The sequence below is a fragment of the Chelatococcus sp. XZ-Ab1 genome, from assembly GCF_029309855.1.
GTDB lineage: Bacteria > Pseudomonadota > Alphaproteobacteria > Rhizobiales > Beijerinckiaceae > Chelatococcus_A > Chelatococcus_A sambhunathii.
The window spans coordinates 40853-61712 of record NZ_JARKII010000001.1; the positions used below are offsets into that span (position 1 = coordinate 40853).

22 protein-coding genes are annotated in these 20860 nt (G+C 69.1%); 7 read left to right on the forward strand and 15 right to left on the reverse strand.

Annotated features, from left to right (window positions below; genetic code table 11):
- Positions 1-150: 150 nt before the first annotated feature.
- From P2T65_RS00210 to P2T65_RS00255, 10 genes are all read right to left on the reverse strand, one after another.
- Positions 151-765, reverse strand: a complete 615-nt coding sequence (locus P2T65_RS00210; protein WP_055457734.1) for a ribonuclease H-like domain-containing protein — start codon at positions 763-765, stop codon at positions 151-153.
- A gap of 78 nt (positions 766-843) precedes the next feature.
- Complete coding sequence (locus P2T65_RS00215) at positions 844-2157, reverse strand: alpha/beta hydrolase (RefSeq protein WP_055457733.1); 1314 nt, start codon at positions 2155-2157, stop codon at positions 844-846.
- A 103-nt stretch (positions 2158-2260) separates the two neighbouring features.
- Entirely contained in the window at positions 2261-2545 is a 285-nt protein-coding gene (locus P2T65_RS00220) for a hypothetical protein (protein ID WP_055457732.1), read from the reverse strand.
- A 9-nt stretch (positions 2546-2554) separates the two neighbouring features.
- Positions 2555-3565: a hypothetical protein gene (locus tag P2T65_RS00225; RefSeq protein WP_055457731.1), complete on the reverse strand. Its 1011-nt coding sequence runs from the start codon at positions 3563-3565 to the stop codon at positions 2555-2557.
- Positions 3566-3758: 193 nt separating this feature from the next.
- Complete coding sequence (locus P2T65_RS00230) at positions 3759-4799, reverse strand: GTP-binding protein (RefSeq protein WP_276198968.1); 1041 nt, start codon at positions 4797-4799, stop codon at positions 3759-3761.
- Positions 4800-4942: 143 nt separating this feature from the next.
- Entirely contained in the window at positions 4943-5914 is a 972-nt protein-coding gene (locus tag P2T65_RS00235) for a metal ABC transporter substrate-binding protein (protein WP_063185555.1), read from the reverse strand.
- Between the two features lie 39 nt (positions 5915-5953).
- On the reverse strand, positions 5954-6823 hold the full coding sequence (locus P2T65_RS00240) for a metal ABC transporter permease (protein WP_276198969.1): 870 nt from the start codon (positions 6821-6823) through the stop codon (positions 5954-5956).
- A 6-nt stretch (positions 6824-6829) separates the two neighbouring features.
- Positions 6830-7603 (reverse strand): zinc ABC transporter ATP-binding protein AztA, encoded by a 774-nt coding sequence (gene aztA / locus P2T65_RS00245; RefSeq protein ID WP_071924143.1) that lies wholly within the window; start codon positions 7601-7603, stop codon positions 6830-6832.
- A gap of 4 nt (positions 7604-7607) precedes the next feature.
- Positions 7608-7763 (reverse strand): hypothetical protein, encoded by a 156-nt coding sequence (locus tag P2T65_RS00250; protein ID WP_157672312.1) that lies wholly within the window; start codon positions 7761-7763, stop codon positions 7608-7610.
- Between the two features lie 176 nt (positions 7764-7939).
- Complete coding sequence (locus P2T65_RS00255; RefSeq protein WP_055457726.1) at positions 7940-9523, reverse strand: glucan biosynthesis protein D; 1584 nt, start codon at positions 9521-9523, stop codon at positions 7940-7942.
- A gap of 270 nt (positions 9524-9793) precedes the next feature.
- On the opposite strand from P2T65_RS00255, the gene P2T65_RS00260 reads away from it, so the two are divergent.
- The 3 genes from P2T65_RS00260 to P2T65_RS00270 all read left to right on the forward strand — a co-directional run bounded on the left by P2T65_RS00260 (position 9794) and on the right by P2T65_RS00270 (position 13642).
- Entirely contained in the window at positions 9794-10744 is a 951-nt protein-coding gene (locus tag P2T65_RS00260) for a TAXI family TRAP transporter solute-binding subunit (protein WP_026015493.1), read from the forward strand.
- A 553-nt stretch (positions 10745-11297) separates the two neighbouring features.
- On the forward strand, positions 11298-13271 hold the full coding sequence (locus tag P2T65_RS00265) for a TRAP transporter permease (protein ID WP_276199175.1): 1974 nt from the start codon (positions 11298-11300) through the stop codon (positions 13269-13271).
- Positions 13229-13642 carry a DUF1850 domain-containing protein gene (locus tag P2T65_RS00270; RefSeq protein ID WP_276198970.1) on the forward strand — a complete coding sequence of 138 codons (414 nt, stop codon included), beginning with the start codon at positions 13229-13231 and terminating at the stop codon, positions 13640-13642. Before P2T65_RS00265 ends, P2T65_RS00270 begins: the two co-directional genes overlap by 43 nt.
- An 11-nt stretch (positions 13643-13653) precedes the next feature.
- On the opposite strand, the gene P2T65_RS00275 is transcribed toward P2T65_RS00270, so the two are convergent.
- Positions 13654-13911, reverse strand: coding sequence for a hypothetical protein (locus P2T65_RS00275; RefSeq protein WP_186437990.1), 258 nt, complete (start codon positions 13909-13911; stop codon positions 13654-13656).
- Positions 13912-14128: 217 nt separating this feature from the next.
- Between P2T65_RS00275 and P2T65_RS00280 the strand changes: the two genes are divergently transcribed.
- Positions 14129-14851, forward strand: coding sequence for a DUF1045 domain-containing protein (locus tag P2T65_RS00280; RefSeq protein WP_276198971.1), 723 nt, complete (start codon positions 14129-14131; stop codon positions 14849-14851).
- A 43-nt stretch (positions 14852-14894) separates the two neighbouring features.
- Here P2T65_RS00280 and P2T65_RS00285 read toward each other — a convergent pair whose 3' ends face one another.
- Together P2T65_RS00285 and P2T65_RS00290 are read right to left on the reverse strand one after the other, a co-directional pair.
- On the reverse strand, positions 14895-16439 hold the full coding sequence (locus P2T65_RS00285) for a TRAP transporter large permease subunit (protein WP_276199176.1): 1545 nt from the start codon (positions 16437-16439) through the stop codon (positions 14895-14897).
- A 29-nt stretch (positions 16440-16468) separates the two neighbouring features.
- A complete protein-coding gene (locus tag P2T65_RS00290; protein ID WP_276198972.1) occupies positions 16469-17005 on the reverse strand; it encodes a TRAP transporter small permease subunit in 537 nt (178 codons plus the stop codon).
- Between the two features lie 202 nt (positions 17006-17207).
- On the opposite strand from P2T65_RS00290, the gene nthA reads away from it, so the two are divergent.
- The 3 genes from nthA to P2T65_RS00305 are packed head-to-tail and all read left to right on the forward strand — an operon-like array spanning position 17208 to position 18903.
- A complete protein-coding gene (gene nthA / locus P2T65_RS00295) occupies positions 17208-17858 on the forward strand; it encodes a nitrile hydratase subunit alpha (protein WP_055457722.1) in 651 nt (216 codons plus the stop codon).
- Positions 17855-18520 (forward strand): nitrile hydratase subunit beta, encoded by a 666-nt coding sequence (gene nthB, locus P2T65_RS00300; RefSeq protein WP_055457721.1) that lies wholly within the window; start codon positions 17855-17857, stop codon positions 18518-18520. The genes nthA and nthB overlap by 4 nt, the downstream gene beginning before the upstream one ends.
- Positions 18517-18903 (forward strand): nitrile hydratase accessory protein, encoded by a 387-nt coding sequence (locus P2T65_RS00305; RefSeq protein ID WP_055457720.1) that lies wholly within the window; start codon positions 18517-18519, stop codon positions 18901-18903. The genes nthB and P2T65_RS00305 overlap by 4 nt, the downstream gene beginning before the upstream one ends.
- A 6-nt stretch (positions 18904-18909) precedes the next feature.
- On the opposite strand, the gene P2T65_RS00310 is transcribed toward P2T65_RS00305, so the two are convergent.
- Positions 18910-19935, reverse strand: coding sequence for a nickel/cobalt transporter (locus P2T65_RS00310; protein WP_071924138.1), 1026 nt, complete (start codon positions 19933-19935; stop codon positions 18910-18912).
- The gene (locus P2T65_RS00315) at positions 19932-20582 is read right to left on the reverse strand and encodes a DUF1007 family protein (RefSeq protein ID WP_245316225.1); all 651 of its coding nucleotides are present in this window, start codon (positions 20580-20582) and stop codon (positions 19932-19934) included. Before P2T65_RS00315 ends, P2T65_RS00310 begins: the two co-directional genes overlap by 4 nt.
- Positions 20583-20860 lie beyond the last annotated feature (278 nt).

Consider the following 20860-nt stretch of genomic DNA (forward strand, 5'->3'; position numbering starts at 1 on the left):
CGGATGGGCGGATCCTTCCCGCCCCGACAAGGCGCGCGATCGACGGCAATATCAAAACGCAAGATAACTCGGCATGCACGGCAATGCACGCCAAGGCAAGCCTCATGTAGTGATGCCGGCGCGCAAGGTCAAAGCCTCGAGCCAACCGGCTCACGAATGCGCGAAAATGTCGACCTCGGGCCAGCCCGCAAGATCGAGCCGCGCCCGCGTTGGCAGGAAGTTGAAACACTGGCGGGCGAGCTCCGAGCGGCCCTCGCGGGCAAGGAGCGCCTCGAGCTTGTCCCTCAATGCGTGGAGATGCAGGACGTCCGAGGCCGCATAGGCGAGCTGGGCCTCGCTCAAAGTCGGGGCGCCCCAGTCGGACGACTGCTGCTGTTTGGAAATCTCGATGCCGAGGAGTTCCCGCAGCACGTCCTTGAGGCCATGGCGGTCGGTGTAGGTGCGGGTGAGGCGCGAGGCGATCTTGGTGCAGAACACCGGACCCGGCATGACGCCGAGATAATGCTCGATGACGGCGAGGTCGAAACGAGCGTAGTGGAAGATCTTCAAGACCTTCTCGTCCGCGAGGAGGCGCGCGAGATTGTCGGGCCGCGGCCCTTCGGGGCGGATCTGGACGAGATCCGCCGTGCCGTCGCCGCGTGACAGCTGCACCAGGCACAGCCGGTCGCGCTGGGGCACGAGGCCGAGGGTTTCGGTGTCGACGGCCACGGCATCGCCGAAGTCGGCGTCGGCCGGCAGGTCGCCGATGTGCAGGCGGATCGTCATGTCGCAGCGTCCTTCTTTCGCTTCGGGCTACCACCGCGCCTACGGCAGGGCAAGGGCCCGCGAGAACGATGGCGACGGTCAGGGCGACGGCCGTTCGGCCGCGGTGCCCTGCCGGCGGGCGGACATCTGCGGCACGAGGAGGGTGCCGGTCGCCTCGGCCGTGTCGGCGAGCGAGCCGCCGAGACGCTCGACATGCGCGCCGTAGTTACCGCGCGAGGTCTCGTCGAGGACCGAGACCGGCGCGCTGATGACGAGGCCGGCGGCGGTGCCGACCGAACTCGCTGCACCCGCGGTCAGCTGGATGATGCGGTCGCCGAGGCCGACGCGCTGGTCCGTCATCGTCTGGCCGGCGACGAGGCGCTGGCCGATGATCTGCACGACCTCCGGGCTCTGGGCGAACTTGCCGTGGTTGAGCCGGTCGCCTGTCTGCAGCTTGGTGAGATCGATGACGGTAATGCCGTCGCGCGGCAGGTCTGTGTGGTAGGGCTCCGCCTCGGGATTGATGGCGCCGAGCCGGGCCGAACTGCCCCAGACCCGGCGCGAGACAGCGAGGGCCCTGTCGTCCTGCGAGACGAAAAGGGTGACATTGGGGCGCGGTCTCGTGATGGCGGCGAGCTGGGTACGGAAGACGTCGACGTCGACGTCCGGTGCCGCCAGCATGACGTTGCGGATCTTCGAAGCCACGCGGCCGTTGCGGATGGCCATCTGACGCAGCGCCTCCAGCGTCACCCAGTTGCCCATGGAATGGGCGAGCACCGAGATCTCACCGACCGCCGGATCCCGGGCAAGCGCGGTCAGCAGGGTTTCCAGGGCGTCGCGGGAATAGGTGCTGCTCTCGCGGTCGTAGCCGTAGGCGAGGATGCTGGCGCGCGACGGCCAGGTGAACAGCACCGGCACAACGGGCGAGCCCGAATCGTGGACGATCTGCGCGAAGCGGAAGACCGCATCCTCGAAGCGGTTGTTGAAGCCGTGGATGAACACGAGCACGCGGCGTTTGGGCGTGCGCGCCACCGCCTTGTGGAACCAGTCGAGCGCGCCCTGGCGGTCAAGTCTGTCGGCCCGGAGCGTGACGAAGTCGGTTGCCGGGTTGCCGGGCACGCGGCTTGGCCACTGCACCTCGCCGACGGTGCGGGCGCTATCGGGCGGGATCGAGACGGTAATCCGGGCGAAGGCTGGGTCACGGCCCCGCTCGCCCGTGAACATCTCGGCAGGGGTCGCCCCGGCACTGCGGGTCGTTGCCACGATCATGTCGACCGTGGCGGCACCGGGCGCCCCGGTGGCAACCGGCACCAGTACACCCTTGGGTGGGCCGGCGCAGGCGGCGAGGCTCGTGCAGAGGAGAATGCCGGCCAACGGCTTCAGCCACCACACTCGCAAACCGCCGACGACCATCGCCAGACCGCTCCCCAACCCCGCCGGTCAAGACGGCCGGCGCGGCAGCTTTGCCCGGCAGGGCGGGAATGGCAAGGCACAACAAGGCAGATGACTGATCGTCTCAGAGCCGCGCGCCGGCGGCCGCCGTGTGCAGGTCGTCGTCCGTCACCGCGCCGGCGGCCTTGGCGATCTTGAGCGCCCGGGTCCTGCGGCCGGGCTCCATGATGAGGACGACAGTCTCGAGGCCCGGGCAGGCGGGATCGGCGCAGACGATCTCGTTCACGGCGACGGTCGCCTCGTCGGAGAGGCAGAGCACGATGCGGGCCCGCTCCTTCAGGGCGGCGAGTGCGACCCTGGCCCCGTCGTCGCCGTCCTTCCTGCCGAAGAGGCCGAAGCGCAGCGCCATGGCCCCTCCTCAGGGCAAAGTAAGGATGCCGGCCGCCCCCGCGGCCGTGCCGAAGGCGAGGCGCTTGCCCTTGGCGTCCCAGGCGAGGGCTGTCACCGCCGCATCCTCCTGCGCTTCCACGCTCGCGCGGCGCACCAGCAGCTCCGTCGCGTCGGTGAGGCGGATGAGGAGGATGCAGCCATCCTCGTATCCGGCGGCGACGACGAGCGCACCGGGATGGAAGGCGACGCGCGAAACCTTGGCGTGGCGCACGCCGCATTCCCGCGGCGCGCGGCCCATCGGGCCGTCCTTATCGAAGGGCCAGACGATGACGGCATCGGCGCCGGAGGTGGCGAGCCAGTTGCCGTCGTGCGACCAGGAGAAGGAGCGCGTCTTGGCCGGATAGCCGGTCATGCGCATGTCGCGCCGGTCGGAGAGGCGCCAGCCGTGCAGGGCGTTCTCCTGCATGGAGGTGACGACGAAGCGCGCGTCCGGCGACCAGGTGACGCCGAGGTGCGAGCCCTTCCATTCGAGCTTTTCGGGCTCCGCGTCAGTGTTCGGAAACCAGAGGCTGACGCCGTTGTAGTGAGCGATGGCGAGGCGGTAGCCCTTCGGCGAGAACGCAAGGCCCTGGGCTGTCGAGGGTGCCTCGAAATGGCGCAGGCGGCCCCGGCCGTCACGCGCCGTGACGCGCTTGCCGGCGCTCCAGGCGAGGGTGCCGTCGCGACCGGCGACGATGGCGTCGATCCAGCGGCCCTTCTCGTCGCCGATCTCCTCCACCGTACCGTCGCCGGCGACGGCGACGATGCGGCCGTCGTCCCCGCCGGTCACGAGCCGCCGGCCGTCGCTCGTCGCGACGAGCGCGGCCCCGTCCGGATGGGCCGCGACACGTTTCTGGTCGTCGCCGGCAACGAGCAGCGCCGCGCCGTCGGCCAGTGCGAATGCGGTGGTGCCGCCGAGCCAGGCGAGGGCGGTGACATGCGCGCCGGCAGCGAGATCGGCGACATGGTCGGTGAGGGAGGAGATCGTCGGAGCGGCCATGGGATGTTTATGATCGAGCGTCGGTCGGAGACTCCCCTCCCCCTTGCGGGGAGGGGGTAGGGGTGGGGGTCGCGACGCAAGAGCACGACCGCCTGCGTGCTGCTCCACCCCCCTCCCTACCCTCCTCCACAAGGGGGGAGGGGACAAGAGGAGTCGTTCGGCAAGCCGGGGGAGCGAGCAATGGCCCGCCGCGTCACGCCGTACAGGCCAGGAAGCCCTCGCGGATCGCCTCCTTGTCGAGGTTGCGGCCGATGAAGACGATCTTCGACCGGCGCTCCTCGCCGGGCTTCCACTCGCGCTGCAGGTCCCCGTCGAGGATCATGTGCACGCCCTGGAAGACGAAGCGGCGCGGCTCGTCGCGGAAGGCGAGGATGCCCTTGGAACGCAGGATGTTCGGGCCTTCGCGCTGCACGAGGTCGTTGACCCACGGCAGGAACTTGTCGGGATCGACCTCGCCCTCGATGGTCAGCGCCACCGACTGCATGTCCTCGTCGTGATAGTGCTTCAGCCCGCCGTGATGACGGTGGTGATCATGGTCGCAGTCCGGACCGCAGGCATGATCGTGATCATGATCGTGATGGTGGCCGTCGTCCTCGAGGAAGGCGGGCTCGAGCTCGAGCACGCGCTCCAGGTCGAAGGCGTTGCGGCCGAGCACCTGCGAGATGTCGACGGCGGCGCGCTCTGCCTTGTGCAGCATCGCGTAGGGGTTGACGGCGCGGATGCGGCCTTCCACCTCGGCCAGTTCCTCGGGCGACACGAGATCGATCTTGTTGAGGATGATGACGTCGGCGAAGGCGATCTGGTTCTTCGCTTCCGGCGCATCCTTCAGCCGGTCGGTCAGCCACTTGGCGTCGGCGACGGTGACGACGGCGTCGAGCTTCGTCTTGTCGGAGACGTCCTGGTCCATGAAGAAGGTCTGGGCCACGGGCGCCGGATCGGCGAGGCCGGTCGTCTCGACGATGATGGCGTCGAACTTGCCCTTGCGCTTCATCAGCCCGTCGAGGATGCGGATGAGGTCGCCGCGCACGGTGCAGCAGATGCAGCCGTTGTTCATCTCGAACACTTCCTCGTCCGCGCCGACGACGAGGTCGTTGTCGATGCCGACTTCGCCGAATTCATTGACGATGACGGCGAAGCGCTGGCCGTGCGGTTCCGTGAGGATGCGGTTGAGCAGCGTCGTCTTGCCGGCGCCGAGATAGCCGGTGAGGACGGTGACGGGAATCTTGTCGGCCATAGATGGGCTCCAAGGGACGCCGGGCGCGGCCCGATCCTGACGGATCCTGCCGCGCGGGCGTGATCAGACCTCGCGAAAGGCGGCGCCCCGGATGCGGGGCTTTTCACCCCCTCCTAGCACCGCCGCCGGGCCGCCGTCGACCGTCACCGGGCGAGGGCGGCGTTCAGCGCCTTTATATTGTGCTGCATCATGGCGATGTAAGTCCCCGCCGCGCCGTTTTCATCCGACAGGGCATCCGAGTAGAGGCGGCCGCCGATCTTGGCGCCGGTTTCCTTGGCGATGCGCTCGACGAGGCGCGGGTCGGTGACGTTCTCGAGGAAGACGGCGGGGATCTTGTCGCGTTTGATCTGGCGGATGATGCGGCCGACGTCGCGGGCCGAGGCTTCCGCATCGGTCGAGACGCCCTGGGGGGCGATGAAGGTGAGGCCGTAGGCCCGCGCGAAATAGCCGAACGCGTCGTGCGAGGTGATGACCTTACGGCGGTCGCGCGGGATGGCCTCGACCGCCGCCTTGACCTCGGCCTCGAGCGCATCGAGTCTGGCGAGATAGGCCTCGGCGTTGGCGGCATAAGCATCCTTGCCCGCCGGATCGGCGGCGACGAGTGCGTCGCGGATCGCCGCGACATATAGCTTCGCATTGGCCACATCCTGCCAGGCGTGCGGGTCCAGCCCGCCGTGCTCGTGGGCGTGCTTCTCGTCATGATCGTCGGCACGGCTGTGGGCGTGTCCATGCCCGTGGCCGTCGTTCTCCATTTCCAGCGGCGTCACTCGGGCCGCGGCCTCGACGATGGTGGCCCTGGTGCCGGAGGCCTGTACCAGGCGGTCGATCCAGCCTTCGAACTTGAGGCCATTGACGAAGATCACTCTGGCCTCGGCGAGGTTGCGGGCATCAGCGGGCGAGGGCGAATAGACATGCGCGTCGCCGTTAGGCCCGACAAGCACGGTCAGGTCGATGCGCTCGCCGCCGACCTCGCGGACGAGATCGCCCAGGATGGAGAAGGTGGCGACGACCCTCGTCTTCGAGGGCGCCTCGGCCGGTTGCGCCAAGGCAGCAGGAGCGAGTGGCAGCGCCATGACGGCGAAAAGTGCTGATATAACGTTGCGTCTAGTGCGCATGGTCTATCCTCCAGCGTCCGCCGCGGGGCGGCGGTGATTTCAGGCTTCGAGATGTCGTCCTGGCACGAGGCGCCACAGGAGGCCGTCGACTGGGCCGACGAGGAGCGAGGCAATATAGGCGCCGCCGGCGACAAGGATGATGGACGGGCCCGCCGGCAGGCCGGTGTGGTAGGACAGGATGAGCCCGGCCGCGCCGGACAGCATGCCGACGAGGGTGGAGACGCCGATCATCACCGTGATGTCACCGCTCCAGAAGCGGGCGCTCGCGGCCGGCAGCATCATCATGCCGACGGCAAGCAGGGTGCCGAGGGCGTGAAAGCCGCCGACGAGATTGATGACGACGAGGGCGAGGAATGCGAGATGCGCGGCGGCTCCCGCGCGGCTCACCGAGCGCAGGAAGCCCGGATCGACGCATTCCAGCACCAGCGGCCGGTAGAGGAGCGCGAGGGCGCCGAGGGTGACGGTGGCGATGCCGGCGACGAGCAGGAGCGTCGCGTCGTCGAGGGCGAGCACCGTGCCGAAGAGGACGTGCAGCAGGTCGACGTTGGAGCCGCGCAGCGAGACGAGCGTCACGCCGAGCGCGAGCGAGATGAGATAGAAGGCGGCGAGGGCCGCGTCCTCCTTCAGCGCCGTCGTGCGTGCGACGAGGCCGGCGGCGAGTGCCACCGCGAAGCCGGCGGCGAGCCCGCCGATGGTCATCGCCGGCAGCGACAGGCCGTAGAGGAGGAAGCCGACGGCGGCGCCGGGCAGGATGGCGTGAGCCATCGCGTCGCCCGTCAGGCTCATGCGCCGGAGCATCAGGAAGACGCCGACCGGGCCGCCCGACAAGGCAAGGGCGGTGGCGCCGACGAGGGCGCGGCGCATGAAATCGAACACGACGAAGGGCTCGATGAGAAGGTCGTAGAGCATCACTGCTCAGGCCGCGTCGCGTGCGCAGACCGGCGCATGCGTGTCGAAGGCCTCGACGAGGCGGCGGGCCCGCAGCAGGTTCTCGGCCGTCAGCACTTCGTCCGTCTCGCCCCAGGCCACCGGCTCGCGGGCCAGCAGGAGGGTGCGCGGGAAAGCCTGACGGACCATCTCCATGTCATGCAGCACGGCGACGACCGTGCGCCCCTCGTCGTGCCAGCGGCGCACGAGGGCGAGAAGGTCCGCCGTGGTGCGGGCGTCGATGGCGGTGAAGGGCTCGTCGAGCAGTATGATGTCGGCATCCTGCAGCAGGAGGCGGGCAAAGAGGGCCCGCTGCATCTGCCCGCCCGAGAGCGTGCCGATGGTGCGCTTCTCGAAGCCGGTGAGGCCGACGGCGGCGAGCGCCTCCTCGATCTGCACCCGGTCCTTGCGGCCGATGCTGCCGAACAGGCCGGCGCGGCTCCACAGCCCGACGCAGACGAGGTCGTAGACGGTGATGGGGAAGCTGCGGTCGATGTCGGCCGCCTGCGGCAGATAGGCGATGCGCGCCTTCGCCCCGCGCGGCCTGCCGAGCGACAGGCGGATATGGCCGGACAACGGCGGCAGCGCCCCCACGATGCCCTTGAGCAGAGTGGACTTGCCGGCGCCGTTCGGCCCGACGACAGCCGTCAGGCTGCCGCTCGCCAAGGCGCCGTCGAGATGGTGCACGGCCGGGTGCCGGTCGTAGCCGAGCGTCAGGTTCTCGAAGCGGATGGCGTCGCTCGCGCGCGTGGCATCGGTCATGGGCTCAATCCAGCACGGACAAAACGGCGATCCATAGCAGCACGAGCACCGCACCCGCGCCGGCAAGGCGCGTCAGCGCCGACATGCGCAGCAGTGACAGGGTCGGCTGCACCGCTTCGGTATGGTGATGATGGTGGCGATGCGCGTGCGAATGCGTCATGACCATTGAATTAGATGTTCTACTATAACATTGCAAGCACGCGGGGCCGCGTCAGGGCGCCGCCGGGGAATGTTCCGGGATCTGCCGGTCCCGACACATCCTCGTGGCTCGCTTCGCATTCCGCTTCGCTGCTTGCGCGGGGACCGAGGTTGTGTGGCGGCGGGCCCCGCTGCTGCTCAAAACGGGTGGTACTGGTAGAGCCACGTCTCGGTCAGCACTTGGTCGCCGAGTTTCAGGAAGCAGCGCATCTCGACCGGCTCGGTGCCCTCGACGGTGAGGTCGAATTGCACGCGCCAGTGGCCGGGCACGTCGTTGGGCAGGGCCTCGGTGAGGATGTAGGAGAAGCTGCCGCGCGAGGCCCAGAGCACGGGTTCCGGCTGCTCGCCGAAGGGGATGGTCGCGAGCGGCGGGCCGCGGAACTCGAGCATGAACTTGCGCACGCCTGCCGGGCGCGGCTGGCCCGGCTGGCCGCCGTTGCCGAGGCGCGTGGCGACGCAGCGGCCGAGGGCCGTCGGGAAGGGCTCGTCGGCGAGCCAGTGCAGGCGGTAGGAGATGTCGTGGCGCGTGCCCGCCTTCGCGGGCTCGCGCGGCACCCACATGGCCACGATGTTGTCGTGGATCTCGTCGTCCGTCGGGATCTCGATGAGCTCGACGGCGCCCTTGCCCCAGTCGCCCTTCGGCTCCACCCAAAGGCTCGGCCGCCGGTCGTAGAAGACGCCGTCGAGATAGTGGTCGAAGGCGCGGTCGCGCTGCAGGAGGCCGAAGCCGCGCGGGTTCTCGTCCTGGAAGGCGGAGGCGATGGTGCGCGGCGGGTTGTTGAGGGGCCGCCAGATGTGCTCGCCTGCGCCGGTCCACAAGGCAAGACCGTCGGAATCGTGGATCTCCGGCCGCCAGTCGACGGCCGTCGGCTTCACCGTCTCCGAGTACCAGTACATCGACGTGAGGGGCGCCAAGCCGAAGCGAGTGACGTCGCTGCGCAGGAAGAGCGTGCTGTCGATATCCATCAGCACGCCCTCACCGCGTTGCATGACGAAGCGGTAGGCGCCGCAGATGCTCGGCCCGTCCAGCAGGCAGCAGACCGTGACCGTGTCGCTGCCGTCCGCCGGCGTGTCGAAATAGACATGCGTGAAGGCGGGAAATTCCTCGGGCTTGCCGGCGACCGCTACGTCGAGCGCGATGCCGCGCGCCGACAGGCCGTACTGGTAGAGGGCGCCGATGGCGCGGAAATAGGAGGCACCGAGGAAGGCCACCCAGTCGTTACCGCGCCAGTTGCGCTTCGGGTCGGTGCCGAATCGGCTTTCCTGGAAGCGGAAGCCCGCGAATCCCGAGCCGGCCGGCAGTTCATGCGCCGGGCTGTCCGCCGGCATGTCGAAATAGCGCTCGTCGTAGACGATCTCTCGCGCCTTGCCGTTGGCGACGACATGCATGCGCACCGGGCTCTGGAAGTAGCGGCCAAGGTGGAAGAAGGTGACGGGGAACTGGCCGGGCCCATCGGCGAAGAGCGCATAGTCCGGCTTGAAGCGGATCTTGCCGTGGGCGTCGTAGTCGATGCGCTCGAGAATTTCGGAGGGAGGTGCCGGCGGGGCCTTGTAGGGGCGCTTGGCCATCGCTTCGGCCCGCGCTACGAGCCCCTCGAAGGAGAACGGCGCCTCGTTGCCGAACTTCAGGCCCTGGGCCGCGAGCGCGGCTGGGGCAAATCCCGTTGCCGCAAGGCCGGCAGTGGCGGCAGCGGAAGCAAGAAGCATACGTCTGTCGATCATGCGTCGGGCGCTCGTTGTGTGGCGTCGTGGGTCGGGCTCTCAGGCCATGTGGTGCCGCCGCTCCACCTTGTCATCCCCGCAAGGCGGCAACGGCATCATCGGGTTATCGCGGGGAAGATGGCGGGGGAATGGCGAAAACCGTGCGCTTCCGGCGCTGAAGACTTGAGCTTGCTGCCGTCGCCATGGATAACTCTGAACTCGACGGGGACGCGGCCTCGCGAGGCCGCGTCCGCTCAACGCATTCCGGGAGGAGGGAAGATGCGTCGCTTCATGAAGACGATGACTGCAGGAGCTGCGGCACTCACGGCCGTGCTGATGGCTTCGAGCCTGCCGGCCCGCTCGGCCGAGTTCATCAACGTGCTCACCGGCGGCACCTCGGGCGTGTACTATCCGCTCGGCGTCGCCCTGTCGAAGATCTATGCGGAGAAGATCCCGGACACCCGGCCGTCGGTGCAGGCGACCAAGGCCTCGGTCGAGAACCTCAACCTGCTGCAGCAGGGCAAGGGCGAAATCGCCTTCGCGCTCGGCGACAGCGTGAAGCTGGCCTGGGAAGGCGACACGGAAGCCGGCTTCAAGGGCAAGCTCGACAAGCTGCGCGGCATCACCGCGATCTATCCCAACTACATCCAGATCGTCGCGTCCAAGGAATCGGGCATCAAGACCCTGGCCGACCTCAAGGGCAAGCGCCTGTCGGTCGGCGCGCCGAAGTCGGGCACCGAGCTCAACGCCCGTGCCATCCTGGAGGCGGCCGGGCTCGGTTACAACGATCTCGGCAAGGTGGAGTACCTGCCCTTCGCCGAATCGGTCGAGCTGATGAAGAATCGCCAGCTCGACGCCACGCTGCAGTCGGCCGGCCTCGGCGTCGCCTCGATCCGCGACCTCGCCGCCTCGGTCGACATCACGGTCGTGGAGATCCCGGCCGACGTGGTCGAGAAGGTCGGCGCGCCCTATATCGCCGGCACGATCCCGGCAGGCACCTACAACGGCCAGGCGGGCGACGTGCCGACCGCTGCGGTCGTCAACTTCCTCGTCACCCGCGAGGATGTCTCCGACGATCTCGCCTATGCGATGACGAAGACGATCTACGAGAACCTCGACCAGCTCGCGGCGGCCCACAGCGCGGCCAAGGCGATCAAGATCGAGGACGCCCTCGGCGGCATGCCGGTGCCGCTCCACCCGGGCGCAGAGCGCTTCTTCAAGGAAAAGGGCGTGTCCCAATAAGCCGTTCGACGGACGGCACGGTGGAAAAGCGGGCCTTGCGCCCGCTTTTTTCATGGCTTGTTTCGTGCTCCCCCACGCGGCGGCGATATTCGTTCGCAGCATCGGGCCCTTGCAAATTCGGCATGGGTGGTGTTGAGACGGCGCACGAAAACCGGCAGGCGCGGGCCGTGTCGGGAAGAAGGGTACTGGCGCTCTCCCACGGCCGCGGCACGCGCCGCGAACAGGGGCGGGTGCTTCGCTTCGGGAGTAGACAATGGCAGAAACGGCCGGCCGTGAGGCTGCAGCGACGGTGAACGCCGAACACGGGATGCCCGAGGGGTTCGGCGCCGGTGCGACGGCCCGGATCCTCTTCTGGATCGCCGTCGCATTCTCCTTCTTCCAGATCGTCACGGCCTTCGGCATCCCGCTCGACCGCGATTTCCTGCCGGGCGTCGACCTCATCGTCGTCACCGGCGCCGTCTTCGCCCTGTGGGCCGTGAAGATTGCGGTCGATGCCGCGCGCGGCCGCCCGGTCGCCGAGGCGCTCTATGCCTTCGTGCCGCTCGCTCTGACGATGGTGCTGCTGTCGCGATTCGGCGGCGGCGTGCCGAGCCAGATCGTGCGCACGATCCACGTCGGCTTTCTCTGCCTCGTCGCCGGTGGCCTGCTTGCCATGCACCGCTCGCAGACCCCCTGGGGCCGCGCGATCGCCTGGGCGCTCGGCATCGGCGGCTTCCTCGTCGGGCTCTACCACTGGGTCTTCTACTTCGACCTCGTGGTGCGCGCGGGCGAACTCATCCCGTCGGACTTCGTTGTCGGCATTGCCGCCATCGTCATCCTGTTCGTTCTCGTGTGGCGCGTGATGGGGCCAGCCCTGCCGATCGTGGCGGGGATTTTTCTCGGCTATTGCCTTTTCGGCAACTACCTGCCGGCGCCGTTCGACCATCGCGGTTACACGCTGGAGCAGGTGATCGAGCACATGTCCTTCGGCACCGAAGGGCTCTATGCGGTGCCGACGGCCGTGTCGGCAACCTACATCTTCCTGTTCATCCTGTTCGGCTCCTTCCTGGAGCGGGCGGGGATGATCCAGCTCTTCACGGACGTGGCGATGGGGCTCTTCGGCGGTGCCCGGGGCGGCCCGGCCAAGGTGTCCGTCTTCTCCTCCGCACTGATGGGGACCATCTCCGGCTCTGGCGTCGCCAATGTCGTCTCGACGGGGCAGTTCACCATCCCGCTCATGAAGCGCTTCGGCTACCGGGCGGCCTTCGCTGGCGGTGTCGAGGCGACGGCTTCCATGGGCGGGCAGATCATGCCGCCGGTCATGGGCGCGGTCGCCTTCATCATGGCCGAGACCATCGGCGTGCCCTATGCCGAGGTGGTGCAGGCCGCCGTCATGCCCGCCGTCCTCTATTTCGCCTCGGCCTTCTGGGCCGTGCATCTGGAGGCCGGGCGCTGCGGCCTCACCGGCATGCCGAAGGCGGAGCTGCCCAACGCCTTCAAGGCCTTCACCTCGAAGTGGTACCTGGTGCTGCCGCTGGCGGTGCTCGTCTACCTCCTCTTCGCCGGCTATACGCCTCTCTTCTCGGGCTCGGTCGGGCTTGCCCTCACGGTGGTGCTGATCCTCGGGGCGGCCGTCGCGGCCGGTCTCGTGCACGAGGTGGTGCGCGTCGTGTTCTGGGTCGGCCTCGGCCTTCTCGCCGCGACTTTCCTGATCTGGGGCGTCCTCGTCATCCTCGGCCTCGTCGCCGTCCTCGTGGTCGCCAGCCTCTTCGTGCGCGGCGGCGTCGAGACGCTGGCGGCGTGCCGCGACGCGCTCGCCGAGGGGGCGCGCCAGGCGCTGCCCGTGGGCCTCGCCTGCGCCGTCGTTGGCATCGTCATCGGCACGATGACGCTGACGGGAATCGGCACAATCTTCGGCAACTGGGTCGTCTCCATCGGCAAGGGCTCGCTCGCGCTGTCGCTGGTGCTGACGATGTTCGTCAGCCTGCTGCTCGGCATGGGCATCCCGACGATCCCGAACTACATCATCACATCGTCGCTGGCGGCCCCGGCGCTGCTCGACCTCGGCGTGCCGCTGATCGTCAGCCACATGTTCGTGTTCTACTTCGGCATCATGGCGGATCTGACGCCGCCGGTGGCGCTCGCTGCCTTCGCGGCCGCTCCGATAGCGAAGGAGAACGGCTTCCGCATCGGCTTTCAGGCGCTGCGCATCGCGCTGCCGGGCTTTGTCATCCCCTACATGGCGGTCTACGATCCAGCGCTGATGCTACAGCCGGTCGCTGGCCTCTCGGGCGCCGCCTACTGGCTGGATGTCAGCTACATGATCTTCAAGACCGGCCTCGCCATCGGCCTGTGGGGCATCGCTTCCATCGGCTACCTCTGGTCGCCGCTGCAGACATGGGAGCGCGTCGTCGCGACCATCGCCGCGCTGTCGCTCTTCGCGGCTTTGTCGATGACCGACGAGATCGGCTTCGCGCTCGCAGCCGTGGTGCTCGGCTGGCACTGGTGGCGCACGCGCCGCGGCGCACGGCCGGCCTCGGCCGCGTGAGCGGCCTGTGCCTCGCGGCGGCGGGGCTCGTCGTGCATCTCGGCACGGCCACCCTGACGCTCGGCTGGACCCATTCGGTGGAAAAGACCGTCTGGGAGGAGGACTGGCGGCTGACGGAGCAGGGCCTCGCCATTGCCGAGGCGCGCGTCAAGGGCTCCGGCGCGGGCATGGACCCGGGGCCGGATGCCCGGCTGATCGACGGCTTCTGGCGCTGGACACCATCGCTGCCGCCGCAGGACACGGTTGTCATGCGGCGCTCGCACGCGGTGGCGGACTGGTATCTCTGCGTGGAAGGGCTATGCAGGCCGCTCGAGCGGCTCGTGCCGCAGGCAGCGGATCCGGTGACGCTGCGGGCGTGCGACCGACCCTGATCGGGCCTTGATCAAGCCTTGTGGCCGCCCGCCCCGTGGGCGCCTTCGGCCCGGGAGGCCTGTCGCATGAAGCCGACCATCGCCCAAAGGCCGACGAGGGCGAAGAGCCCCATCAGCACATAGCCTACGGTCTGGCCGAGCTCGAAGATGCCGGCAATGGCCCAGCCGGCCGCGATGGCGACGGCGAACACCTCGGTGCCGACGAGCACGGCCACGCTGATGAGCGTGACGAGGGTGCGGGAGGTGCGGGCCTTCTGCGCTTCAGCCACTTCTGTCTTCCCCGTGCCGCGCGGCGGCTTCATGGTGACGTCACGGTCTTGGCACTACAGCATGGTGGCGGCGAAAGGCAAGAGGCCTTGGCCTTCGGCCTCGTCGGGGGCGGCTGGCGAAAAAGCCCCGGCCGCTCTATGGCTTAACGGTGCACTCGCTCGCACGCCCGGCCGAATCGCCAAGCTCCCCGCAACCATTCCCGAAACGAGTGGTGAGATGTCATCCAACGGTTCGCGTTACGCCATCTATTTCGCGCCCCATTCCGACGATCCGCTGTGGCGTTTCGGCTCCGGCATCCTCGGCTATGACGGGGCGACGGGCGAGGAGGTGCCGCAGATCGTGCCGCGCGGCCTCGATGCGGAGGCCTTCCACAGGCTGACGGAGGAGCCGCGGCGCTATGCCTTCCACGCCACGCTGAAGGCGCCGTTCCGCCTGGCCGAGGGCCAGGCCGAGAGCGACCTCATCGCGGCTCTCGTCGACTTCGCCGAGGCGCTGTCGGCTTTCACCCTGCCGCGCCTCATCCTGACGGCCATCGGCCGGCGGCCGGCGGAAGGCGCCTTCCTCGCGCTCGTCGAGGCCCGGCCATCCGCGGAGCTCGCGCAGCTGGAGCGGGCGCTCGTCCCCGCCTTCGAGCCTTTCCGCGCACCAGCGAACGGCGACGAGATCGCCAAGCGCCGGCCGGAGACGCTCTCCGAACGCCAGCGGCAGCATCTCGAGACCTACGGCTACCCTTATGTGCTCGAGGAATTCCGCTTCCACATGACGCTGACCGGGCGCGTGCCGCGCGAGGACGTGGCGCGCACCGAGGCGGCGCTCGCCCTCGCCTATGCGGAGCACGTGCCGCCGGCGGACGTCCTCGTCGATGCGCTCGCCCTCTGCCGGCAGGACGGGCCGGGCGAGCGCTTCCGCATCGTCGGCCGCGCCGCCCTCGGCGCTTAGAGCCGGATCCGATCGGGTTGAATCAAGCCGATCAGTCCGGAATCTAGCCGTAGAGTGCCCGCGGGAGGGCCGTGGCAAGGGCGGGGAACAGCCATAGGATGGCGAGCACGGCGAGCTGGATGGCAACGAAGGGCGCGACGCCCCTGTAGATATCCGCTGTACGCACCTCTGGCGGGGCGACGCCGCGCAGGTAGAACAGCGTCGGCCCGAAGGGCGGGGTGAGGAACGAGGTCTGCAGGTTCACCGCCATCATCACGCCGAGCCAGACGGGATCGATGCCCTCCATCTGCAGGAGCGCGGGGGCGACGATCGGCACGACGACGAAGACGATCTCGAGAAAGTCGAGGAAGAAGCCGAGGAAGAACATCACGGCCATGACGAGGAGCACCGCTCCCGCCGGGCCGCCCGGCATGGCCGAGAGGGCATCCTTGACGAGGTCCTCGCCGCCGAGGCCGCGGAAGACGAGGCTGAACAGCGTCGCGCCGATGAGGATGGCGAAGATCATCGCCGTCACGTCGGTCGTGGCGCGGGCGATGGTCTTGAAGAGCCCGTCTGCGGCCAGTCGCCAGAGGGCGTGGAGGAGGCCTGCCGCGACGAGCGCACACAGCGCCGCTGCCAAGAGGATGCCGGCGGACTGGCCCGCCGTCACGACCTCGCGCCCGAGGCGCAGATCGACGAAGGCGGTGAGGACGAGCAGAGCGAGCAGCGCGGCGGCGGTGGAGCGCGCGATGAAGGCGCTTCTGCGCCCGCGTCGGTCGGCCGCGATCAGGATGGCGCCGACCGCGCCGACGGCCGCCGCCTCCGTCGGTGTCGCCACGCCGCCGAGGATCGAGCCGAGCACGGCGACGATGAGCGCCACCGTCGGCACGACAGCGCGCACGACGGTTGCGACCGGCGAAGGGCCGAGGTCGCGGGCCTCCGCCGGCAGGGCCGGCGCAAGCGCGGGCCGCAGCCAGGCGACGAGCACCTGATAGAGCACGTAGAGCAGGACGAGCAGCAGGCCGGGAACGACCGCGCCGGCGAAGAGGTCGCCGACCGACACGGTCTCCGGCGCGAAATTGCCGAGCGCGAGCTGGGCGCTCTGATAGGCCGTGCCGAGTTGGTCGCCGAGCACGACGAGCACGATGGACGGCGGGATGATCTGGCCGAGCGTGCCGGCGGCCGCGACGGAGCCCGCTGCCAGCGAGCGCGAATAGCCGTGGCGCAGCATCGGCGGCAGGGCTATCAGCCCCATGGTGACGACGGTGGCGCCGACGACGCCGGTCGTCGCGGCAAGAAGCGCGCCGACCAGGAAGATCGAGAGGCCGAGCCCGCCGCGCACGGCGCCGAACAGGCGGGCGCAGGTGTCGATCAGCTCCTCCGCGACGCGCGAGCGCTCCAGCACCACGCCCATCAGCACGAAGAGCGGGATGGCGACCAGCACGTCGTTGGTCATGATGCCGTAGATGCGCTGGGGAAATGCCTGCAGGAAGGCATAGGGCATCGCCCCGGTCATCAGGCCGATGGCGAAGAAGACGAGCGCGCAGCCTGCGAGCGCGAAAGCGACGGGAAAGCCGGTGAGGAGCAGCGCGAAGGCGCTGCCGAACATGGCAAGGCCGAGGATGTTGTGGAGCACGCTCAACGCTCCCTGCCGGCTGCGAGCGCGGCGAGCGCCTTGAGCGCCATGGCGATGCCCTCGACGGCAAGAAGCACGGCAAAGGCGGGGATCAGGGTCTTGAGCAGGTAGACGAAGGGCAGGCCGCTCGTCTCGCGCGAGCCTTCGAGGATCGCCCAGGAGCGCGCGACATAGGGCAGGGCGACGTCGAAGGTCAGCAGCGCCAGCGGCACGACGAAAAGAAGCGCCCCGAAGAGGTCGACGAGCGCGCGCGAACGGGGGCCGAGCCGGCTGTAGACCACATCCACGCGCACGTGCCCGTCCCGCGCCAGCACGGCGCCCGAGGCCAGCATGAAGGTGGCGGCATGCAGGTAGATGACGCTCTCCTGCAGGGCGATGAAGCCGATGCCGAAGACGTAGCGCATGAGCACGACGGCGAATTCGAGGACCACCATCAGGATGGCGCACCAGGACACGATGTTGCCGATGGCGAGGACCGGCATCTCGAGCGCGACGGCGAGGCGTGCGGGCAGTGGGCGTTCGGGCTGGGCGTTCGGCACGGGAACTCTCGTGCGGCAGGGGGCGGGACTTGAAGGCGAGGGACGTGCAGGCGAGGGACTAGGGGGGAAGCGGTCGCGGGTCAATCACCAACACGGGGGAAAGGCGGCGCGTGGGAAGGGGAGGCAGGACCGGAACGGGCTCGCTCCCCCGGCGAGCGGGCGCTATGATCGCCGCCGATCCTGCCCTTCGGTGCGAGGCGCCATGCACGAGCATTCCCACGGCCATCACCACGATGATCGCGACCACGATCACGAGGGCAGCGAGCTCTCGCCCATGGCGCTGCGCGTCAGGGCGCTGGAATCGATTTTGGTCGAGAAGGGCTATGTCGATCCCGCCGCGCTCGACGTGCTGATTGATACCTATGAGACGAAGATCGGCCCGCGCAACGGCGCGCGGGTGGTCGCCAAGGCCTGGGTGGACGAGGAGTACCGTGCCTTGCTGCGCACGGATGCGACGGCGGCGATCCATTCGCTCGGCTTCACCGGCCGCCAGGGCGAGCACATGGTCGCCGTCGAGAACACGGCGGAGGAGCACAACCTCGTCGTCTGCACGCTGTGCTCCTGCTATCCCTGGCCGGTGCTGGGCCTGCCGCCGGTCTGGTACAAGTCGGCGCCCTACCGCTCGCGCGCGGTCATCGACCCGCGCGGCGTGCTGGCCGATTTCGGCATCACCCTGCCCGCGGCGACGCGTATCCGCGTGTGGGATTCGACGGCCGAGACGCGCTATCTCGTCATCCCCATGCGCCCGGCCGGCACCGAGGGCTGGGACGAGGAGGCGCTGGCGCGGCTCGTGACACGCGATTCGATGATCGGAACGGGCCTGGCCCGCACACCCGAAGAGGGGCGGGCATGAACGGCGCGCAGGACCTCGGCGGTATGATGGGCTTCGGCCCGGTGGAGCCGGAGCCGGAGGACGTGCGCTTCCACGCTCCCTGGGAGAAGCGGGCGCTCGCCGTCACCCTCGCCGCCGGCGCGATGGGCGAATGGAACATCGATGCGAGCCGCCATGCGCGCGAGACGCTCCCCCCGGCCGATTATCTGTCGTCGAGCTATTACGAGATCTGGATCAAGGGGCTGGAGAAGCTGCTGCTCGCCCGCGGGCTGGTGACGGCGGAAGAGCTGGCGGCCGGCCGGGCGCTGGCGCCGGGCGATCCCGGCCAGCGCGTGCTGAAGGCCGCGGACGTGCCCACCGTGCTCGCGCGGGGCACGCAGTACGACCGGCCGGCTGAGGCGCCCGCCCGCTTCGCGGTGGGCGAGCGGGTGCGCACGAAGGTGATGCACCCTACCGGCCACACGCGCCTGCCGCGCTATGCCCGCGGCAAGGTCGGAATCATCGCGCGCGTCAACGGCGTCTTCGTCTTTCCCGACACCCACGCGCACGGGAAGGGCGAGTGCCCGCAATGGCTCTACACCGTTGCCTTCTCGGGGGCCGAACTGTGGGGCGCGGACGGCGATGCGACGCTCACCGTCTCGATCGACGCCTGGGAGAGCTATCTCGAAGGAGCGGCGGCATGAGCGCGGCGGATACACTGCTCGATGCCGTCTGCAGCATCACGCCAGTGGCGCGGGACGCGGACGGGCCCGTATTCCGCGAGCCTTGGGAGGCTGAGGCCTTCGCCATGGCGGTGGCGCTCAACGAGGCCGGGCTCTTCACCTGGAGCGAATGGGCCGAGGCGTTGTCGCAGGAGATCCGCCGCGCGCAGGCGGCGGGTGATCCCGACCTCGGCGACAGCTATTACCACCATTGGCTCGCGGCGCTGGAGAGGCTCGTCGCCGAGAAGGGCGTCGCCGCGCCCGAGGCGCTTGCCGAGCGCTGCGCCGCCTGGGACAGGGCCGCACGGGCGACGCCGCACGGACGGCCCATCCTGCTCGAAAACGATCCGCTGGCCCCGGCGTGAGGCCGTTCAGCTTGGCGCGGCGCCGGCCCACAGGCCTGCGAGGAGGGCAAGGCCGAGCACGAGGACGAAGGCTCCGGCAAGGACCTCGAGCCCCCCGACGATGCGCGCGCCCGTGAGGCCGCGCCCGCCTGCGAGCCGCAGCGCGAGTGCCTTGGCGAAGACGGCGAGGGCCGCGAGTGCCCCCGTCGTCAGGGCCGTGCCGAGCGCCATGGCGAGCGTCGCGGCGACGCCGGCGGCGAAGAGGCCTTGCGACAGGGCGAAGACGAGGACGATGAGCGCCCCCGAACAGGGGCGGATGCCGGCGGCGAGGGCGATGCCCGCCATCTCGCGCCAGTCGCGCATCCGGTCGAGCGCCTCCGGCGGGGGGATGTGCACGTGGCCGCAGTCGTCGTCGCAGGATGCGGCACCGGCCTGCGGCAGGCCGATGGCGACGAAGCGGCCGGCCTTGCGCCACAGTACGGCGGCCCCCATCAGCGCGACCGCGGCGAAGCTGGCGAGTTCCACGAGGCGCGCGGTCTCGTTGATGGAGCGCGCGGTCGCGTTGAGCGCAAGGGCGAGCACGGCGATGAGCGCGATGGCGACCAGCGCCTGCACGAGGGCGGCGGCGAAGCTGAGGCCGACGCCGCGCTTCAGCGAGCGGCCGCTGGCCACGATATAGCCGGAGATGACGCCCTTGCCGTGGCCCGGACCGGCGGCATGGAAGACGCCATAGGCGAAGCCGATGGCGACGAGGCTCCAGAAGGCGGCGCCATCCTGTTTCATCGCCTGCACGGCGGCGGTGAGCTGGCGGTAGTACTGGCTCTGGACGGCGAGGATAAAGGCGCCGAAACCCGTCGGCTCCGGCGCGGCCTCGCGCAGCCCGGTGCCGAAGGGGTTGCGCGCCGGCGGCGCCGGTGTCGCGCTCCCCTGCAGGAGGTGGGCGATGAGCGCGAGCACGCCGGTGACCACCGCCACTGCGATGATTGCAACGACGAGCCGGCGCGCCACGAGACGCGGCCCTGCCGTCGCTCCTGCCAGACCGACGCTCGTCACGGGCAGGCCACGAGCACGCGGTTGGCGAAATCGGCCCCGAAGGTCGAGTTCGCGCTGAGGTTCTCGAAGAAACTCTCCGACAATTCCTGCATCTTGGCGGGGTCAGGCGTCTTCGGGCGGGTGACATTGGTCTTGCAGCCGCTCGGGCCGTCGGCGAGCCGCACGGCGTCATCGCCTTCCGCCATGGCGAAGGAGACGAAATAGGTCGGGTCGTAGACTTCGAGCGACAGCAGCTTGTCCGCACGCGCGGGCTTCGCTGTGGGCAGCGTGAAGGTGAGCGTCAGGGCGCCGTTGTCATAGGTGAGACCGTAGTCCCTGGGGTCGGCGAAGGCGACCTTGGCGCCGTTCGCCTTGGCGACTGTGAAGTAGCCGTACTCATTGAGGGATTCGACATTGACCTGGGCGAGCTCCTTGAGCTCGTCGGGCGAAATCTTGCCGTCGCCGTCTTTGTCGAGGCCCTGCACGGCGAAGGCCGAATAGGCCGCGTCGAACGTCCAGACGTGGCGCACGCCCATCATCTCCCCCTTGCCGTCGTAGAGCACCTCGCTGCGCGCCGTTACCCAGACATGCGGATGGGCGGCGGCGGGTGCGGCGGCGAGCGCCGTCATTAAGGCCGCTGTGATCGCGGCGGCAGGGCGTTTGATCATCGGGGTCATGTCGCCGTCATTTCATCCGAGCGAGCGCAACGCGTTCCGTCCAGCCTCGGCCGACAGGGTTAACCATTGCTTGCGATCTTGCACGCGGGTGCGGGAGCATCGCCTTCCGTTTCTAGCACATGTCGGTGCGAGTGGGGCGAAATGGAGGCGCCGGGGTCGGGAAGCACCTCCGCCTGGAACCATTCTCATCTCGTTGACGCAGATTCGAAATTATGTCAGCATTGCTGACATATCGAGATGGCAAGACCGGAAGCAATCCGGCGGCAAGC

What these genes read in the sequence shown, in the direction of transcription:
- P2T65_RS00210 (WP_055457734.1), bottom strand. Translation starts at nt 765, where the DNA reads ATGACGATCCGCCTGCACATCGGCGACCTGCCGGCCGACGCCGACTTC.
- P2T65_RS00215 (WP_055457733.1), bottom strand. Translation starts at nt 2,157, where the DNA reads ATGGTCGTCGGCGGTTTGCGAGTGTGGTGGCTGAAGCCGTTGGCCGGC.
- P2T65_RS00220 (WP_055457732.1), bottom strand. Translation starts at nt 2,545, where the DNA reads ATGGCGCTGCGCTTCGGCCTCTTCGGCAGGAAGGACGGCGACGACGGG.
- P2T65_RS00225 (WP_055457731.1), bottom strand. Translation starts at nt 3,565, where the DNA reads ATGGCCGCTCCGACGATCTCCTCCCTCACCGACCATGTCGCCGATCTC.
- P2T65_RS00230 (WP_276198968.1), bottom strand. Translation starts at nt 4,799, where the DNA reads ATGGCCGACAAGATTCCCGTCACCGTCCTCACCGGCTATCTCGGCGCC.
- P2T65_RS00235 (WP_063185555.1), bottom strand. Translation starts at nt 5,914, where the DNA reads ATGCGCACTAGACGCAACGTTATATCAGCACTTTTCGCCGTCATGGCG.
- P2T65_RS00240 (WP_276198969.1), bottom strand. Translation starts at nt 6,823, where the DNA reads ATGCTCTACGACCTTCTCATCGAGCCCTTCGTCGTGTTCGATTTCATG.
- aztA (WP_071924143.1), bottom strand. Translation starts at nt 7,603, where the DNA reads ATGACCGATGCCACGCGCGCGAGCGACGCCATCCGCTTCGAGAACCTG.
- P2T65_RS00250 (WP_157672312.1), bottom strand. Translation starts at nt 7,763, where the DNA reads ATGACGCATTCGCACGCGCATCGCCACCATCATCACCATACCGAAGCG.
- P2T65_RS00255 (WP_055457726.1), bottom strand. Translation starts at nt 9,523, where the DNA reads ATGATCGACAGACGTATGCTTCTTGCTTCCGCTGCCGCCACTGCCGGC.
- P2T65_RS00260 (WP_026015493.1), top strand. Translation starts at nt 9,794, where the DNA reads ATGAAGACGATGACTGCAGGAGCTGCGGCACTCACGGCCGTGCTGATG.
- P2T65_RS00265 (WP_276199175.1), top strand. Translation starts at nt 11,298, where the DNA reads ATGGTGCTGCTGTCGCGATTCGGCGGCGGCGTGCCGAGCCAGATCGTG.
- P2T65_RS00280 (WP_276198971.1), top strand. Translation starts at nt 14,129, where the DNA reads ATGTCATCCAACGGTTCGCGTTACGCCATCTATTTCGCGCCCCATTCC.
- P2T65_RS00285 (WP_276199176.1), bottom strand. Translation starts at nt 16,439, where the DNA reads ATGTTCGGCAGCGCCTTCGCGCTGCTCCTCACCGGCTTTCCCGTCGCT.
- nthA (WP_055457722.1), top strand. Translation starts at nt 17,208, where the DNA reads ATGCACGAGCATTCCCACGGCCATCACCACGATGATCGCGACCACGAT.
- nthB (WP_055457721.1), top strand. Translation starts at nt 17,855, where the DNA reads ATGAACGGCGCGCAGGACCTCGGCGGTATGATGGGCTTCGGCCCGGTG.
- P2T65_RS00305 (WP_055457720.1), top strand. Translation starts at nt 18,517, where the DNA reads ATGAGCGCGGCGGATACACTGCTCGATGCCGTCTGCAGCATCACGCCA.
- P2T65_RS00315 (WP_245316225.1), bottom strand. Translation starts at nt 20,582, where the DNA reads ATGATCAAACGCCCTGCCGCCGCGATCACAGCGGCCTTAATGACGGCG.